The sequence below is a fragment of the Gilvimarinus sp. 1_MG-2023 genome (assembly GCF_030548285.1).
In genome coordinates this window covers 44,438-63,111 of sequence record NZ_JAUOSC010000009.1, presented here as the reverse complement: position 1 = coordinate 63,111, position 18,674 = coordinate 44,438, and the positions used below count along the sequence as shown (strand labels likewise).

Genomic DNA, 18,674 nt, shown 5'->3' with positions numbered 1-18,674 from the left:
TGACGGCTTTGTGCGCTTAGAATGACCGATAATTTCGACCTTTTCGAGGCAATTAAAAAAATTAATACGCGACCCTCAAAGACCGAGGGCAGCTGGCAGGCTGTTTCGAAAAACACATGACCACACTGACGATAGTATTAACTTTTTACAAAAAAATGTGGTTCATACTTTAATAGTTATTTGTCGACAGCCCCACAAAAACACTTACCTTTTGCAGTACTCGCCTCGACATTAGAGAATGAAGCATTCTTTAATACTTTAAAATCCTACGCCATAAGCGACGATTGTGCTTGGGCAATTCGTATTCTTCGGTTAAGCGGCGACACTCGATGTCTAACGCTGCTAGAGGCACTAGAAGACACATCGATTGTGAACAAGGTCAAAGGTTATGCTGAACCTTACGATGCAGAGCTTGAGGTTATAGTTGACGAGCAGTCGTCCAAGAGTATCTAACCGAGCTTTTATAACTTATTTTTCCGACCCAGCGAAAACGCTCGCGCACATTGCCGCGAGCGTTTTCTACCACACATAGCATATGCACCCTAAGGAGAAAGCCTGTCGATTAGTGGCTTTGGGGTTCACGTGCCTTATCCGTCAGCAACTGCATAAATGTCACTTGCGTGTAATCGCCCATGGATTTATCAGTCTGCCAATCACCGCTGCCTGGGCAGGCGGGGTAACGAAAGCTAAGGGCATCTTTGGTGCTACATTGATTATAGGCACCCGCCTTAAAGTGGAAAGCCTCTCCGGTATAGCCGGCGGGGTGGTCATAAGTATCAATTTCTCCCAGTGCATCCACGTTATTGGCCAAATCAATTTGGTAATTAATAGAGCCAAGACGATCAGAAGTAAATGTTAGATACATGATATTTTCGTGTATATTCACCTTATAACTAAAGGGCTCATTCAGTGCAATGCCATCTTTACCCGGCTCTTGCTTACTCAACCATGGTTCACCCCACACTGAATAGCTTATGTCTATTCGATTAGAATCGTTTTTAACTAAATTACGTTCATAGTTCCAAAAAACCGAACCGTATTCGTGCTCAGGGTGTTTTTTGTAATAGATTTTTAAAGGCTCATTACCCCAGCCATAGCCTTGCCCCTTTTTTTGCATCGTCTCGTCCTGCACGGCATGGACCTGGCCTATAACCACAGAGTAGGCCGTGGGTTTCTCAGTATATTTGGCGCGTCTGGGTACATGGTCAACTTTTAAAGTCGCCTCCATATAACCTCCGACCTGAGGGTACTTTTCGGATTCTGGATTAGCGGCTATCGAGAAGTTATCTGTGTAAAAGCTCCCCGCCTCAACACCAGAGAGTCTTTGGTGCAGCTCGCTGCGAGTATTAGTCGAATTTACCGATGTTACCGCTTTATTAGGGGCAGCAAAGACCATATTTTGGTCTTCATCCAAGTAGAAAAATTTCTCATGATGATATTCTTGTAACGCTTTCACACTGACATCATCGACAATACCGTCACCATCCACATCGGTGGGGGGGTTAAGGCTCCACTGCTGCAAATCAAATTCTTGCGCAGGATATTTCAACTCTGATTTCTCACTGTTATTAGTAGTCGATAAAACATAAGCAGATGACAGTAAAAGGCTTGCGGTTATTGTTAGCTTTACGGCCATAAATTGTTTTACACGCATTTTAATATCCTCAATTAAACGATGTTTTGATTTGGTATTGGCTTTTCGCACATAAAAATCGTAACGTCGCCAGTTTAGGTATAAGTTTCGATAATCGTGTCTACAATTTGATTGGGTGACCGTCTTATATCCAGCACCAAACCATATTGTGGTAGCTCAAAATCTCGTAGCTGTGAACGTAGAAGGTCCGAGGTAAAATAATGATCTTCACGCGAATCGATTCTCAGCGAGATCGTTTCAGCATCACCATGCAGTACAGCCCAGGCTACCGGCTTTTGACAACGACGTGACAAAGTTTCACGGTATCTCTCTTTTAACGCAGAACAGGCTAATACAGCACTCCCTTCTTGCTCCTGGCGCTGCAGTAGTATTGACAACTCTTCTAGCCAGGGCTCACGATCCGCATCGGTTAAAGGTGTGCCACTTTTCATTTTATTAACGTTGGAGATGGGATGGAAATCATCCGCATCGAAAAACGGAATTTCTTTTTCCTTCGCCAATAAACGGCCGATCGTAGACTTACCGGTACCCGACACACCGCATATAATGTAAATCACAATACTTAGCCCCTACAAATCAATTAACGCAAGAACGCCGTTATAAGAAATAATAATGGAGAATAAAAAGGCTAAGCCAAGAATAATATTCAATAGTACACCGGCAGACTTATCATCCATCAGATTTTTCTTATTACTCATAAGAATGATGCCGAGAATAACCAGCGGTAAGACAAACACATTAAAGACCTGTGTTAACAGCTGACCTTTTATTGGATTAAAACCCAGAACCGGAATGGTTAGTGCTATAACAGCAGCAATACCCGTAATAACGCGGAACTGCGTCGACTGGGTATCCAACTTACCGGATCGATAATCCTCGATTAGCAGTGGGGCAATCAACATACAAGGAAACACCGATGATAAGCCAGCGGCGAGGGTGCCAAAGATAAAGACCGTTAAGGCGCCCTTACCGGCGATAGGTTCCAGAGCGGTTACCATATCAAGCACATTGTTAACATCTTGGCCGCCACCGTGTAATGCCCCAGAGGCAACGGCCATTACCGAACCACTGATAAAAAACACCAGAAATGCGGCAACAATAGAATCTTTCTTTTGCTGAGCCGAGTCTGCAATAGTCCAACCCTTACCTTGAATAAATAACGGTCGCGATAAAAACGTTGCAGCAGCCATCGTGGTTCCCACAAATGCAGCAGCCATCATTTTTCCACCTTCGACATCGGGAATTACTGGGATCAAACCTCGAGCCACTTCGGACGGCAATGGATGCACCACAAAAAGTGAAAGGATGAAGGAGATACCCATACACGAGACGAATATGACAAGGATTTTTTCAAAAATTGAATAACGACCAATCAGTAGCATAGCGTACATAAAACCAATCACGGCAACAGCTATGGCCATAACCACCTCATATTTATGAGGCACCACAGAGGGGAAGTACATGGCAATCATTTCAAATATAATATTGGCCGATATACCTAAAATTCCGATTAGAGAATTCCATTGGCCAAATATCACTCCCACGATAATAAGAATTGCCATGGGCTTGCCAAACTTTAAATGTTTTTTAAAACTATAGAGAGCAGTCTCACCTGTTACCAGAGTAAAATTACCATAGGCATATATTAACGCCCCGGAAAACAAACAACTCAACATCAACACCCAAAGCAGCTGCATACCAAATGCACTGCCCGAAACAATCATGGATGTTACGCTGCCAGTACCAATGGTATAACCAATTGCTAAAAATGCAGGACCAAAGCTAAGGATCGCTTTTATTAATGCAGACATTATTATTCTCTCCAACTATTTATTATTTGACCCAACACCACCACTTTGCGTGAAATTATACAAGCAGTGGCTGCTGTTTCATTAGTTTGAATCTCGTGAAGCTCAAGATTCACCTAACCTTTTAATATATTCTTATCAAGAATTATTATTCATTTTCGATGATATCTAAGTAGAACAACATAACCGAGTTTTAAGCCGTGTAGACACCGCCATTTATATCGAGTGTTGCGCCTGTAATAAACCCATCGTATTCCGATGCCAAGTAAACCACTGCACGTGCGACATCTTCTGCGTTGCCTGCACGACCAATTGGTATGCCTAACGTTGTCTCACGGGCCGATTCTTCAGTAGTGTGGGTATTGTGAAAAGACGTACCCAAAATAAGGCCTGGCGCAACAGCATTGACACGAATGCCATCCGGGCCCAATTCGCTCGACAAGGAGCGGGTTAGGGTAAGAATAGCCCCCTTACTCGCAGCATAGGCGACCGACCCTGCATGGCCACCTTTACGCCCGGCCAACGAGCTCAAATTTACGATGCTGCTGGCCTTATGGCTTGCCAAATGCGGCGCTGCCGCTCGAGTGACAAGCATTGCCGAGGTTAGATTGACATCCATTACCTTCTTCCAAAACAGCTCCTCCATCTCAAGCAATGACTTACGACCGATCAGTGAACCGGCGTTATTAATTAGAACCTGCAGGCCACCAAGTGCATTAACCGCCGACTCAACCATCGCATCCGCTTCGGCCTCCTGAGTAAGATCCGCTTTAAGTGTTACTGCCTTTTGCCCTTTATTAACGGCGTATTGCACCAATTTATCGGCTGTCTCGCTGCTGGAAAAATAGTGAATGGCAACATTTGCACCACAATCAATAAACTCTTTAACTATAGCCTCGCCGATGCCCTGTGCGCCGGCTGTAACAAGAACGTTTTTATTGCTTAATTTTGTATTCATATCAAACCCATTTATCTAGGTGATCAGCCACCAAGCCATAAAGTCTTAATTAACGCCTAGCCGATCACATGTGCTTAAAAGCCTAAAAATCTATAAAAACCGATTAAGCTAACGCTCGTACTTCACATTGGTTGCTTTATAACTCGAATTATTGGCTTCAATCTCACCTGTATTTTTCATGATGACATTGTTAATAACCGTCTCTGGGTCGCCATTGGTTAAGTACAGCTTTAGTGGTGCACTGTCTACCCATTCGGTATTTTCTATTGTTAAATTCTGTACGCCATGAAAATACATCGAGGATCCTGAGCGGTGAGTAGAGCCTTTCCCTACGTTGTTTAGGTCATTATTTTCAACCTTCACCACAGGCCCAAAAGTGCTTTCATCGAATCCACCTCGGTAAACGACGGCAACCTCTGCTTTAATGTCAGTGAAGGTATTGTTCAAAATGCTAAGGTTCTCCACACTATAAACGCCAAGATCATCTGTTTCTTTATTAAGAACTAAGATGCTCCCCGTAATATTGGACATTTGGCTATTAGTCAAAGAGATCTGTTCGGCAAAAGTACCTGGATTCGCTTTAAAGAAATCAAAATAACCATTAACGTTCAGATCCGTCACCTTGACCTTGTCGACCAAGAGTGAATAATTACGATTCATAGAGTTATCGCTGGTTCTGATAACACTATTGCCTTTATAGTCTGGTGATTCAGCCCCATCAAACCATAAATTATTCAACTTTAAAGATCCGCCGTTTTCAATCACAATAAAGCTTGGCTTTTGCGATCGAATAACGGGCTTATTGCCATTTTCGGCAAGTATCGTGACGGGGTGATTTATTTTGACAAACTTAGTCAGCAGATAATCCTTGCCATTTTCTAGTACTAGGACATCTCCCGGCTCACTGTTATCAACGGCGTCGATTAAAGTATCTAGTCCTGCAGCAACCATAGTACGTTTGCCACTACCAAAACTGATATTAGACTCCTGCTTAGGATAAAATCCGGCTCCAACATCAGATTTATTAACCGGCAATTTAACATCGCCAAAATTAATTTTATTGAGCAAGTCTTTAGAGGGTGCTTTTAATCCATTTGCGGTAACAGCTAGCGCCGACTTCTCTTCTGTAAATCCCGTAGAGATCGTATTGGGTATCACTACCGAATCATTGACAATATTTTTATCGTAGGTGATACCAGACACATCATCATAAAGCGTAATAGTGGTGGAATTGTCTTCATTCATAATGAGGTTGTGGCGAAAGAATGAATCAATCGGTGTTGCCGTTCTTTCCTGATCACTGCCAGCACCAAAGTTAATGTTGTCACTATCCACAACCACATTGTTTTCCATAACAGCATTGATCGCCTGGTTATATCGATTAGGCGGGCTATTAGGAACACCATTCATAATAACCAATGCCGCACGGAATCTTTTCCCGGTCAAGCCTGACAAATAATTGTTATTAACAGTTTGATATTCATTAATAATTCGAATACCACCCGTATTGGGCTTGCGGTTACCAATAATATAGTTACCTGTCACCGTCGTGTGATGACCGTGACGCATGGTTAGAGTACCCTGACTTTCAAAAATCACGTTATTTTTGTAGACATTACCACTACTTTTACTGGATATAATTTCGTGCTCGCCATCCACGCGATCAAAGAAATTTTTCTGAACTAGAGTGTTCGAGTATTTTGTCGAAAAATGACTGGTTCCCACCCTAAGAGTTTCGCCACCATTTGCGCCTAAAATCTGTCGTGGCCCAAAGTAGTTGTACTCAATTATGTGGTGGTTATCTTCGCTTTTCTCAGTATTAAGTCTAACCGCCATTGTCACACCGCGATTTCTCTTATTTAACAACGAATTATGATCGAACCGATTGTGCTTGCCGTACATGGCAACCCACAAATCTGCCAGATTTCTATTAGGGTGACTAAAATCATCGATTACCGTATTAGTCACACGGGAGTAATTTGCCAACTCTGTATTGGAGGTACGAAAAGAGATAACCTCGCCCGTTGGAGTAAAACCATCTTTAAAGACTAAGCCCGAAACCACGAGATACTCGCCCGAAAGACTTAAGTTGGACTGACCACTAATAATTACCTTACCCGGCGTTTGCGCTTTCAAAGTAATTAATTTTTTCGGCAGACCTTTCGCCTTGAACACTAATTCAACATTTTCCCAAACGCCGTCAGCCATTACCAATTCATCACCAGGCTTTAACGAGGAAATTGCATTGTTAAACTGCTCTATATTCTCAACAATTTTTGCCGTGCTAATATTCGAGAAGAATGTTAGCGCAATCATCGCGAGAAGAGAGAAGAGTTTGTTATATGTTCTTATCGGCATTACATTTACCTCGATTTTATCTGGCTAACTTTAACGATCTTATTAAATGAATTTTTATGTTACTGATACCATCTACTATGCCTAGGGCATAGATACACTCACCATCGCCATTAACGTTTATATCAGCTGTCATCCTAAAGCTAACTGACTATGCCTTTTTATTAAAAGAAAAATATCGCCACCCAACATAAGCGGGCGGCGATTTATTGCAATAAACCAATCAAGCTAAGGTGGAGAGAAAAGCACCCATTTTTTCTTTAGAAATTTGCTCTAACGCCAAGCGTAATACGGCGATCAGAATCGCTGTATAACCAAGGGCTACCAATTTCTGTCAGCTGTAAGATTGGCTCATTAGTTAAATTTACTACGTTGGCCACAACAGTAACATTGTCATTGATATCATAGCTTGCTGACCAATCGAGCTGGCCGCGGGCATCGCGACAATTATTACCCAACGTAGGATCGAAATAGTCATCATCTGGATTCGTGCGATTGTAGATACCCGTTACAAGCTCGCCGACAGGGCGTACACGTTTCTCATCCTGACTGTAGAGATACTCATCGCGCCAGTTATATGCCAATCGCGTTTGGAAACCTTCGTATTCCCAATATACCTGTGCATTAAAGGTATTATTAGAGATATTTAACAGAGGGTTACCATTCGGCTGCTCGCTGTCAGCGTATGTATAGTTGACGCCGGCCCCCAAACCAGACCAAGGCCCTGGCAGGAAGTCAAACTGTTGCTGATACGCTAGCTCTAAGCCGACAACTTCACCACTGCCGCCATTGACATCGGTATTGATAACAATACCGGTTAGACCTGCGTCTCGCTGAGCTTCAACGTAGGCTAAGTCTTGACTGCCGGTGACATAATTAACATCACTCTGACTTACACCAGCACTATCAAGCAAACAAACATTGACATATTCGGTAACATTTTGACCTTCCACTGTTTCAGGATCTGCCACGCAAGAGCTATCGGAAACAGTAAATGAATTTACATCTTTATAGAAAATCGCCGCTGAGACTAAACCACCATCTGAGAAATAATGTTCGGCTGAGAGATCAAACTGTGTAACCCGATATGGATTCAACTGATAAGAACCCTGCGTACCTGAAACTAATGAGTTATCGACACTAACCGCGGGGCTAAGTTCTCCAAAGTCTGGACGACGCATTACCTTTGCAGCTGCAAAACGCAACACTGTGTCATCAGTAACATTATAAGATACGTTCAAACTTGGCAAAAAGTCGGAGTAGTTATTTTCACCACTTTGATCATAAGTATTGGACTCAAGGTCGGTCGTCACATAGCGTGCACCGACTACCGCTGATACCTTGTCAAAGTCAAGGTGGAACTGTGCATATATGGCTTGAGTCTCTTCACTGATTTGGGCGTAAGATCCCGTATTACGTACCATGTTATCTTCAATACTACCGGTTAGCTCGTGACTGCTACCCGCTAACATTTGCTTCACTCGATCATAGGTTCCTTCAATATCATAGGCCAGTAAAGAACCGTCATACACCCAGTAATGAGTAAGCGCATTAGAACCAGAGATTCCGCTTTGTGCAAACGAGTTATCGTGATTGATCTCTTTAAATCCACCATATAGATCATTGAAATCGCCGGCCCAAGTAGGTGTTACGACACCATCGTAGGATACGCTAGTTTGCAGATTTTTAAGCTCATCGCCATTATTGCGCAAATCGTGCCGATCAAGTTCATAATCGCGATCGGTCGCCCGAACACCAACTTTAATGGATGATAAGAAATCTAACCCAGAGAATGGATTTTCGTATTCCGCGTCAAAACGGATTGCAGTTTCTTCATTCTCGGTGGCGAATCGCTGATGAGTGAACTGACGAATCGCCAGATTATCCGGATCCAATAAAGCGTCAGGATCTGAAAATTCAAGACCAGGCACGCTCAAACCATCTTGAGTCATCGTAATTGTGAACAAGTGTTCTGTAATGGTGCCATCCGCTTCATACATCTCGCGTGAGATTGGACGCAAATTAAATTCTGAATTACGTCTTTCGGCCTCTGATTTTGATTGCGAGATTTCACCGGAAATTCTCAGCTTATCGGTTAATTGAAATTCACCACCCAAGGCATTAGAGGTCGATTCGTTAGTTTCAAAATCCGACCAGGTTTTAGGCTGAACAAACACACTGCCAGAACCAAAGTTTTGCAATTGGCCATACTGATCACTATAAGCGTTGGTTAGATCTAGATCGCTGTAGTCCTTACTGTCATTGAGTACTGAATAAGCCTCTTGCCCACCATCCAATTCAGTTGAGCTAAGATCCAGATAGACAAAGCCATCAACTCCTTTCGGTTCCCACTGCAAAGAGACACCAAGAGCGGTACGCTCACGCTCCTCGGTTTTTTGCTCGACCGTATTTTGGCTTCGTACCAGATACTTACCACTGGCAGTATTTGCCTGATCGCTAATGCCATCGCCATCCAAATCTAGCTCGGTCGGGGTTACTAGGTTAATAAACTCATCGCGGCGTAATTCACGATCTTGATACGCTAAACGTACGGATGCTCCAACAACACCGGCATCACCTAGGTCCCAATTGTTGCCTACCGACAGATTAAACATTGGCGCCCAATTCTCTGTGTTGTCGGCGTATTCACCGTCGAGCGAAAAGGCAACTAAAGGCTCTGATAGATCCAGGGGGCGCACGGTTTCCATGCTGATGGTGCCGCCGAGCGCGCCTTCAATCATTTCTGGCGTGGGCGATTTTACAACTTCAACGGTTTTTAAGAAGCTCGACGGGAAATCGTCTAAGCTGATACCACCACGTCCGCTGCCCGATATGGAGCGTCCGTTTAATTCAATACGGTTTTGCGAGATGCCGCGAATCGTCACAGATTCACCCACACCAAAGTCAGTACTAATCGACACACCGGTGATGCGCTGCAGCGCCTCTGCAATATTGTTGTCTGGCAGCTTGCCGATATCCTCAGCAACAATCGCATCTACAATTCGTGAATCGGCCTGCTTAATACGCGCCGATTCCGCCAAACTGCCAGCAATACCAGTTACCACAACCTGCTCTAGCAGTTCATATTCCGATGGCCCTTCTTGAGCAAGCGCGGGTAAGTGCAATGAAATGGTTAAAGCAGCGCCGACCATCATCACATTCTTACGACCGCTTTTAGACTTCAGCAGCCCTGAATAGATTTTGTTCAATTTCATTATTTTATACCCCTTATATATTTATTGGGTGTTAATACAATCTAACTATCAAGCTCGTCCGATACATCTCATTGCTAGCCTGAACTTATGATATATTAATATGCAATGTGATATATTAGAAATAACTTATATCTGATTATATTTATTAGTGCAATAGTTTTCTTAGTATTTTTTGGATGAAATTTGATCTGGTATACATCTTTTTGGACTAACTCGGCTGTTTTAAGTGGGATAAAAGCAACCCAGCCAATTTTGGCCGGGAAAGTTATAGGAATTGATACCGGCCAATTCAGCCTTATAATGCTTTTACAGCTACGCCCAAAAACGATAAACAGAGCTGGCAAAGAGCTCAAATACCGTTAACTCAGCTTTGAAACAGGGCGCATTAAAAGTTAATGACGCCGGTATTAAGACCCGTAAAGTCCTGAAATTTGGGTATGTGATGGCATAAAGCATGACCTAAATCGTTCTAGTCATTGCAAATGCTGAGTTCACTTAAGCACGCAAACACGACACAGTAAGTGCGAATCTGGCGCAGAACAAACAGCATGCCTTGGTGAGAAAAAGTTTTTTACTTTGAATTAACTAATTAACTGGACTTCAATGCAGCGCTCGTGATAATCATTAACAAACCCTGTGTACTTAAGTACACACAATGTAGTTTTATGCTTTAAGAAATAGGAATTACTCGTTGCCATTGCGATTGAAATTAATAGCTACTATATGAATAAAATTGAATTTGAAATTAAAAGTATTGAAAAAGTTCTTCGCAATTCCTGGATTAAAAAGGAAGGCAGCTTAGTCGATCAAATTTATAAAACCTTGCGCGCAAATATTATTAATCTCTCTTTACCACCGGAAATGCCGTTAGTGGAAAAAGAAATTGCCTCCATTGTCGAGATCAGTAAAACACCTGTTCGCGAAGCATTAATACGCTTAGAAAATGACCGTTTGGTCTCAATTGTACCCAAAAGCGGTAGCTACGTTACGCCGATTAGCCTTGAGAGGTATATTGAAGCTTGTTTTATACGAGTCAGTCTTGAGGGAGGCTGCGTGAAAAGATTGGCAGAACGAGGTATCGGCTTAGCCGAAAAAATACAAATTCAATCTATTATTAGAAAGCAAGAACAACTGTCCGAACAAGACAGTGACGCATTTGAGTTAAAAGCCGATTCGCCACACTTTGAAGCCAATGAAGAGTTTCACCGCACATTGTTTGGCTATGCAGACTTCTCTGGCGCTTGGCTTCTTCTAAACAGTGCCAAGGCTGAAATTGACCGCGTTAGACACTTAAAAAACATGATGGGGATTAATCGACAGCGCAGTATCATTGATGAGCATACAGATATTGTTCAAGCCATTTTAGATAGAGACCCACAAAAAGCTGAGCATGCAATGATACGGCACATCGGAGATATAAACGAAGAAACCGAAATAATCTCTAACAATCCTTTATTTATTAGTACGATGCAAGACTTTAACTCTCTGATTAGCGAGCAACGGCGTCGCCGTAACGCAAGCACCGCCAACGGCAGGCGCTTCGTCAGTAAACGTGTCATTTTTTGATAGAGAACATAACTCGAATATTGTCTAAACGACCTATTCGACTCATCTTCTTCACGGGGTATATACGGCAGGCAGTCCGCATGGTTCCTTTACTGAAACCGTATGGCAGAAGTCATTTCACGCCTAAACATCACCCACAAAACCAGAACTAAATGCCTCTTTCTTCGTCTTCGCCGGTAACACGGCGAATGCGGGCTTGCTCTTCTTCGTTTTCAGCAATAACGGCTTTAATTTCTTCCAGTACCGCGTCTACATCTGGGTCTTCTTCTTCAACGTGGTAGATACCGGTAATGGGTGTCTCGGGGGTTAATTCGCCCTCGGCAAACAGCGCCCACATTTCTCGGGCGTAATCGGTATTACTCAATTGAGGGGCGAACTCGGCGTAGTATTCGGTGATTTTTTCCACATCGCGAGTGAACATGGCCTGAGCGTTATTATTAGCAGCGGCATCTACCGCTTGAGGCAAGTCGATCACAACCGGGCCGTAGGCATCGAGCAGTACATTAAACTCGGATAAATCACCATGTACCAGTCCCTCACACAGCATCAGCTTAATGTAATGCATCATCAGCTCGTGGTCTTCCAGAGCCTGCTCTTCGGTGAGCACCACATCATCTAGACGAGGCGCCACATCGCCCTCATCATCGGTAACTAACTCCATCAACAGAACGCCATCCACACAACCGTATGTTTCCGGTACGCGCACCCCTGCCTTGGCCAAACGGGCGAGGGCAGACACCTCGGCATTCTGCCAAACTTCCTCTTGCTGCTGGCGACCATAGGAAGAGCGCTTAGACATTGCCCGCGCCCGGCGGCCACTGCGTACCGAACGGCCCTCTTGGTATTCGGCAGCCTTCTTAAAGCTGCGCTTAGCGGCGTCTTTATAGACCTTGGCACAGCGAATCGTATCGCCGCAGCGCACAATAAAGATATCCGCCTCTTTGCCACTCATTAACCGTGATAAAACTTCACTGATCAAGCCATCATCGACCAGCGGCTGTAAACGCTTGGGAACTTTCATTCTGCCTTTTCAAAGCCTTATGGGAACAAGTCAGTCACAATAGAGCCAGTTACCCTAAAGTGCAACTGGTAGGAGATATATGTTTGGGTTACAGAGCACGGGGTGCTGGCGATGGCAGTACCTCGCAAATTCTAGGGCAATGCGGCTGCCTATCGTTAAAGCTGCCCCCAATACAACTCTCTCTTTACCGTACTGCTATTAACGTAGATTTCTGCTACAAACTCACAAACTACTCTTTATGCAGCAGTGTATGTAAAAAAGGGACTCGGTTACCCGAGCCCCTTTTTTACTGCAATCAACTAACGCATTTAATGTGTGACCTCAAAGTCATAAAACGATACGCGTGCCAATTGTCCTGGCTCGCCACCGTTGTTCTGGTTGTAGGAGCCGGCTTTAAAGTAAAACCAATCAGAGTCGTACTCGCCCGACCAGGTAACGGTTCTGGACACCCAGCTGCCGTCTTCTTTAGTGACGGTAACAGTCATATCACGGCCTTCCACATCGACCTCGTAAGACCATTTCTCACCAAGCTCGATGCCATTCACAGGTTCGTCGGCCGATACGTCTGAACCGTATATAGTGAAGCTGGAATCGCCAAACATCGGATAGAAGATTTCTTTGCTGCTATCTTCATAAGCGAAATAGACAAAACCTTTAGTATGCCCCGGCAATAAGCGGTAGTAAATTTTAAATGGCTCGTCCTCCGACGCGTGAATTTGGCCGACGATAACCCGGCCCACCATATACTCACTGCCCGCGTCCGTGCTGGTAGACACCTGATCAACCGACACCGTCGCCTTCATATTGCCATCCACACCACCTGCCTCGGCTTGATCTCCCGCTGATGCAGTGGAGATTACCCAGTTGTTACCAAGCTCTTTGGTACCGGCCGAGCTATCGAGCATTTCTCGCAATTCGGTGCGCGAGTATTTAGTGCTTGAACTGGTGGTTTCACCCTCGTTCGGGCACTGAAATACCATAGCGCCCGTTTCTGGATCGGTAAAAAACTGATCGGCGACCGCAACCGGTGGTTGAACCTCAGACGCATCAGGGTAGGTGATTTTCCACAGGCTTAAATCGTAGTTTTCATCCGGTTCGTTACTGGTGCTCAAACTGCGCCCAGCGTTAAAGGTAGCGCCCGTACCTGAGGTCAGCGGGCTATTACTTAACTCTAGCCTGGCACTGTCGGTGTCAAAATTATCTTCGTTGGCCGATATATCGGTATCACAGGGGCCGGGCACACCATCGGAGGTGTCTTCATCCCCGGTGAGCGGAATATCCAGTACCGCGATTTCAGTAATCGAGTTCCAACTACTGTCCGAATTACCAAAACCCTCATAGCGCACATAGCGCGCCTCAGTCTCTGGTATAGAGAAATATATGGCGCCATAAGACGCTAGGTTTTCACGCTGCGTTGTCCAACTTTCGCCGTCCACACTGGTGTGCAAGCTAAAGCAAGTATTGCGCTCCGTAGGCTTAGAAAACTCAATCTGCAGGGTGTTAACGGTTTTCACTTCACCCAAATCTAGATCCAGATAAACCGTACCCTCATCGCTGTCACCCGACCAGCGCGAATCATTGCTGCTGTCGCCATCAAGTACATTCGTCGCAGGGTTTTCCGCCTGTTCATGGGTGGCAGATACGCTACTAATCGGATGAACCGTTGTCGTCTCACTCGGCGCAGGGTCAGGATCTGGAGTAGGGTCCGGGTCTGGAGTAGGGTCCGGATCTGGATCCGGCGTTGGCGTCGGGATTGGGTCCGAGGTAGTGTCTGAATCACCACCCCCGCCACAGGCAACCAAAGTCGTCGCGCACATTGCGAGAAGAATTATGCTTAGCTGTTTAATTTTCATGATGGAATACTCCATTTTGATTATATTTATCTTATTATTGTAATTGTTTACGATGGGAGTTGGTAGGGTACGACAAGTACAGGGGTAAGAGCAAAGATATATTTCTCAAGCTAAAATATTCGACACAGTCGGCCGGCCAGCACTACCGGGGATTAACAATCGCATAATCAGCACCGATTATTTATTCAAAATCGACTCAAAATTTTGAAAATCAATCAAGTTAGAAATAACGAGTATTCCTTTAGCTGACATGTAATTCAAATCTATGAACATCCTGATTGCTCACACTTCAAACCTACCCCTTCACGAACCAATATTAAATACTATGTGTCGCCCCCAAATAAATGCAGCAATAAACGTAAACACCTTAAACAATGCGTTAATATAAGCTTGATTTTTACCAAGGGTTCTAGTTAGGAGCATTATAGGATTTCATGCGAGGATAATCAGCGTATTATTTTTCTAGCTTATCCCTTCTAAATTATAGTGAGATACCTAAACAGAGAGGGTCTTGATATTTAGACAATAATCTTATCTCTGAAAACTCCCGCATCTCACTTTTTAGTGAATATTTTTATATAAATCTATATTGGCAGACTGATTTATTCGAAATTTTTGGCATTCTAGAATAAAGTTACCAACTTGAATAGAAATACTTGCAAAATTTTTCTGTGCGAACCATTGCTTAATACTCATAACACCCTAATCTACTGTTATTTTAAGGGCGCCACACTGAGCAATATTGTAACGTATGTCTTTATATTATGGCACTTGAAAAAACTAACCATGACCTTGCTTGATCTTTTATTATTGAGTATTTTTTAAAATTTCTTTTTTCATAATCATGAGCTTTATCTGCCGTCGGCATCTTGCCTCTTAAGTTTTTTCTCTAATATTGTGTGCAATAATATAAGAGCGAACAATTACTCCCATTCCAACTTTACTTTTCAACGTATCTATTAAGATTTATCATCTATCCATATTATTCCTTTTCACTTAACAAGTGTATATCGCGCATGCGCGTAATCATTTCTTGAAAAATAATTTCGAACGCCCTGCAAAAGATGTAATGAATTAAGGTTTAAGCCGATTTTGGTCTTAGGGGAGGGAAAATAAAGCGAGCACGCTTTCGGGTGAATGCGTGCGCTGTGTGCAGAGGCGACACAATATACTTATATAAAAATCTTCACCTGCTACGAAGTGCCGCTTTTTGCCCCATTTACCTCTAGGCCGAATGGAAATCGATTTTAGGGGGTAAGCAAACAGGACGTTTGCGCAAGTATCGCCATCGCATGAACGAGCTTGTCGATACGGCCCGTTAAAATCGATTGGAATGAGGGAACCCAAAGGGCCAGATGTTGGGGCGCGGCATTTGGGTACTTTTGGCCAAGACCGAAAGTACCTTGCAACGCCCGGCGACCCGGGCAAGTTAAATCAAAGCTGCGGCAAAAAATTAAACGTATACTGCTTACTCGTCACCACAACATCCTCCCTCGCCGGGAAGCTAATCAACTTAACCCGCGCCAACACCTTGGCCTCCAACTCGGGATCGTTCAGCCCCGAGCTGACAATCACCACATCGGCCAAAGAGCCGTCGGGGTTAATCACCAGTTTAAGCACAATTTTCCCCTGCAGCGCTGGATTAGAACGCAAGGCGCGACGGTAGTAGCGGTCCAGCGCACTGGCGTGCTGGCTCATCACTTGGCGAATTTCTTCATCGCTGCGCTCACCGGCCCGGCGCGCGGGTTCTGCCGTCTCGGTGCCGACGCCGCTATCGGCGCCAGCCAAGGGGCTTTCCACTTGGGTGGTTTCGCGCCCTGCGAGTGCGGTGTTGGCCGTGTCGGTGGAAAGCGCTGCGGTGTTAATGCCACCGCTGTCGGACTCGGCGCCACTGGTAATAAGATCGCGCTCGGTGACTTGCGCCTCGGCCGCACCGTGCGTTACTTCATTGCGGGTTAGCTCGGCGGTGTCGATTTCATTGCGCATATCCGCCAGGGCATCCTGAAACTGCAAAACGCCGGATACCTTAGCCACTTCGCGAGCCTTTTCCACTTCTGTTGGCTCGGGCTCTGGCACAGATTCTGGCTCTTGCACAGGTTCGGGTTGTTCAACTGGCTCTGGCTCTTCTACGGGCTCGGGTTTTTCCGGTTCGGGCTCTGCTTGCTCGGGCTCGGGCAGTGGCGGCGGGGGCTCTATCTCTTCTTTTTCTAACAGAACACGGGCCAGTTGTGGCGGCAATTTTTGTTTTTCTTCGCGCTCAATCTCGGGCAGGGTAATCAACGACAGCACCAGAGCCAGCACCGAGCACAGCACAACCGCCACCAATACCAACTTGCCAAAGCGCGCGTCGTCGGTCGCACTGCGATCAAAGGGAGATTGCACGGATTGGTAATCGCCACCGGCCATATCAGTCAGTCGCCCCCGCTTGCTCGCGTTTGTCAGCCTGTTGATTAACGGCCAGGGAGATATCGCGGTAACCGGCCTGGGCGCAGGTGTTCATCACCTGTTTAAGCAGGGTATAGGGAATGTCTTTATCGCCCATTATGGTGATAGGCAGGCCGCTCACCTCTTGCTCCGCGGTTAGGGTGCGGCGCTCGGCGCGGTAGCTAAGCTCTTTTAGCAGGGGTTCAATTTCATTGGCCTCGCTTATATCAGCCAGCTCAACCACCGGCCGCCCGCTAACCAAAATACGGCTATCGTTGACCATTACTATCAGGGTGGTATCGGGCACGGTGTTGGCAATGGAGGCTGGCAACTCAATGGATTTGTCGTTGCTCAACACTTCCACATCGGATGAGTTGACCAACAAAAAGAACACCAAAATGGTGAAGATATCCATCAACGAGACCAAATTAAGTTTGGGCACATTTTTATTGCGACGATGGTGCTTGGCCATACGCTTGGCGCGCAGTGATTGCTTCACGGGGCACCTCCGGCGCTGTTGCTGGCCGCTGTACAGATGCTTTGATCGGCATTTTTAAGTGGGTCCGACTTTGGCGCATCTCCAAGGGAGATTTGCGGAAACAGCGCGGCGTCTACCACGCTGGCGACTACCACCGCTTTAAATGAGCGCACGGCGTCCATCGTGCTGATGATGGTTTGGTAGTCGGTGTCCGGTTCGGCCAGCAACACTATGTCGTTTTTCTCCAGCCCGTAAGAGTCTTCCAAGCGGATTTTAATTTGCTGGAGGGCGTAGGTAAGCTCGGTAAAATTGTGCTCGCCGGCCTGCTCGCCCTCGGCGTGGGGGCATATAGAATAGGCGCGATTGCCCGCCGGGTGATTAATGCCCAGGTATTCGGGGTAAATCACCACTTCCAGAAAGTCCATATCCTCGGCTTCGCTCTCGCCACCGCCCGCTGCGCTGTCGGGCAGGTTGAGTTCAAGCACGGTGATGCGCGAGAACACCATGCTCAACAGCAACACCGGAACCAGAACAATCATCAGGTTCATAAAGGAGGTGATGTTGAGCTCGGCCTCTTCGTTGTGCCGACGTCGTCTAAACCGCATTGAAAGCTCCGGCTTACGCGCTGGCTTTAGCGGTAGGTTTGGCGCTGGAGGCGGTCAGCAAATTCAGACATTTGACCCCGGTCATTTCCAGCGAGTCTACCAGCTCCGTGGTTTTGGTTTGCAGCATAGCGTGGAACAAAAGCAGTGGAATAGCGGAAATCAAACCGAAGGCGGTGGTGTTCATAGCCACCGAAATACTGCTGGATAGCAGCGATGCTTTTTCCGCCGGGTCGGCCTCAGCCACGGCGGTAAAGGCGGCGATTAGGCCAATAATGGTACCCAAAAGCCCCAAAAGTGTTGCTATATTAGCCAAAGTGGCTAGATATGGAGTGCGCTTTTCCAACCGCGGCATGGCTTCTAGTACACCCTCTTCCATGGCCAGTTCAATATCATCGCGACCGCCCGCTTGCCCCATACGCTGCACACCGGCGGCAACAATACGGGCGATGGGCGCCTCACTTGAGCGGCCCATATTGACTACGCCCTGATAGTCGCGCTTTTTCAGAAGCGGCATCACGCGGTTAAACGCCTGAGCATTGGCGCGCTTAGCGCTAGCCAGTACCAAATAGCGCTCGATGGCGATGACCAAACCAATGACCAGTACCAGCGCAATCGGGTACATAAAAGGCCCACCATGTTGGAAAAATCGCACGATCGTCGTCAAAAAATCCATAATTTGTCTACCTTAACTCTGGCCTTGTGGTAATGGGTGCGGGGCGGAGCCCAGTGTAATCGTC

The 18,674-nt window shown here is 45.6% G+C and carries 14 protein-coding genes; 2 read left to right on the top strand and 12 right to left on the bottom strand.

All coding sequences use genetic code 11. The features are described 5' to 3' along the window. The first annotated feature begins 180 nt into the window (after positions 1 to 180). Positions 181 to 453 (top strand): hypothetical protein, encoded by a 273-nt coding sequence (locus tag Q4563_RS11240; RefSeq protein ID WP_303604552.1) that lies wholly within the window; start codon positions 181 to 183, stop codon positions 451 to 453. A 109-nt stretch (positions 454 to 562) separates the two neighbouring features. On the opposite strand, the gene Q4563_RS11235 is transcribed toward Q4563_RS11240, so the two are convergent. The 6 genes from Q4563_RS11235 to Q4563_RS11210 form a co-directional block, all read right to left on the bottom strand. Next, complete coding sequence (locus Q4563_RS11235) at positions 563 to 1,654, bottom strand: polysaccharide lyase family 7 protein (RefSeq protein WP_303604551.1); 1,092 nt, start codon at positions 1,652 to 1,654, stop codon at positions 563 to 565. Positions 1,655 to 1,728: 74 nt separating this feature from the next. Beyond that, on the bottom strand, positions 1,729 to 2,211 hold the full coding sequence (locus tag Q4563_RS11230; protein WP_215976561.1) for a gluconokinase: 483 nt from the start codon (positions 2,209 to 2,211) through the stop codon (positions 1,729 to 1,731). Between the two features lie 12 nt (positions 2,212 to 2,223). Continuing rightward, positions 2,224 to 3,465 carry an NRAMP family divalent metal transporter gene (locus Q4563_RS11225; RefSeq protein WP_215976562.1) on the bottom strand — a complete coding sequence of 414 codons (1,242 nt, stop codon included), beginning with the start codon at positions 3,463 to 3,465 and terminating at the stop codon, positions 2,224 to 2,226. Between the two features lie 190 nt (positions 3,466 to 3,655). Further along, a complete protein-coding gene (locus tag Q4563_RS11220; protein ID WP_303604550.1) occupies positions 3,656 to 4,420 on the bottom strand; it encodes an SDR family NAD(P)-dependent oxidoreductase in 765 nt (254 codons plus the stop codon). 108 nt (positions 4,421 to 4,528) lie between these two features. Beyond that, positions 4,529 to 6,778, bottom strand: a complete 2,250-nt coding sequence (locus tag Q4563_RS11215) for a chondroitinase-B domain-containing protein (RefSeq protein WP_303604549.1) — start codon at positions 6,776 to 6,778, stop codon at positions 4,529 to 4,531. A 257-nt stretch (positions 6,779 to 7,035) separates the two neighbouring features. Next, entirely contained in the window at positions 7,036 to 9,990 is a 2,955-nt protein-coding gene (locus Q4563_RS11210; protein WP_303604548.1) for a TonB-dependent receptor, read from the bottom strand. 723 nt (positions 9,991 to 10,713) lie between these two features. Between Q4563_RS11210 and Q4563_RS11205 the strand changes: the two genes are divergently transcribed. Continuing rightward, positions 10,714 to 11,556, top strand: a complete 843-nt coding sequence (locus tag Q4563_RS11205) for a GntR family transcriptional regulator (RefSeq protein WP_215976566.1) — start codon at positions 10,714 to 10,716, stop codon at positions 11,554 to 11,556. 148 nt (positions 11,557 to 11,704) lie between these two features. On the opposite strand, the gene Q4563_RS11200 is transcribed toward Q4563_RS11205, so the two are convergent. The 6 genes from Q4563_RS11200 to Q4563_RS11175 form a co-directional block, all read right to left on the bottom strand. Then, on the bottom strand, positions 11,705 to 12,577 hold the full coding sequence (locus tag Q4563_RS11200; protein ID WP_215976567.1) for a PA4780 family RIO1-like protein kinase: 873 nt from the start codon (positions 12,575 to 12,577) through the stop codon (positions 11,705 to 11,707). 308 nt (positions 12,578 to 12,885) lie between these two features. After that, entirely contained in the window at positions 12,886 to 14,430 is a 1,545-nt protein-coding gene (locus Q4563_RS11195; RefSeq protein WP_303604547.1) for a polysaccharide lyase family 7 protein, read from the bottom strand. A 1,434-nt stretch (positions 14,431 to 15,864) separates the two neighbouring features. Continuing rightward, a complete protein-coding gene (locus Q4563_RS11190) occupies positions 15,865 to 16,836 on the bottom strand; it encodes an AgmX/PglI C-terminal domain-containing protein (protein ID WP_303604546.1) in 972 nt (323 codons plus the stop codon). Between the two features lies 1 nt (position 16,837). Further along, on the bottom strand, positions 16,838 to 17,353 hold the full coding sequence (locus Q4563_RS11185) for an ExbD/TolR family protein (RefSeq protein WP_303604545.1): 516 nt from the start codon (positions 17,351 to 17,353) through the stop codon (positions 16,838 to 16,840). Then, positions 17,350 to 17,937, bottom strand: a complete 588-nt coding sequence (locus Q4563_RS11180) for an ExbD/TolR family protein (protein WP_303604544.1) — start codon at positions 17,935 to 17,937, stop codon at positions 17,350 to 17,352. The genes Q4563_RS11185 and Q4563_RS11180 overlap by 4 nt, the downstream gene beginning before the upstream one ends. A 13-nt stretch (positions 17,938 to 17,950) precedes the next feature. Continuing rightward, complete coding sequence (locus tag Q4563_RS11175; protein ID WP_215976572.1) at positions 17,951 to 18,610, bottom strand: MotA/TolQ/ExbB proton channel family protein; 660 nt, start codon at positions 18,608 to 18,610, stop codon at positions 17,951 to 17,953. Between the last annotated feature and the right edge of the window lie 64 nt (positions 18,611 to 18,674).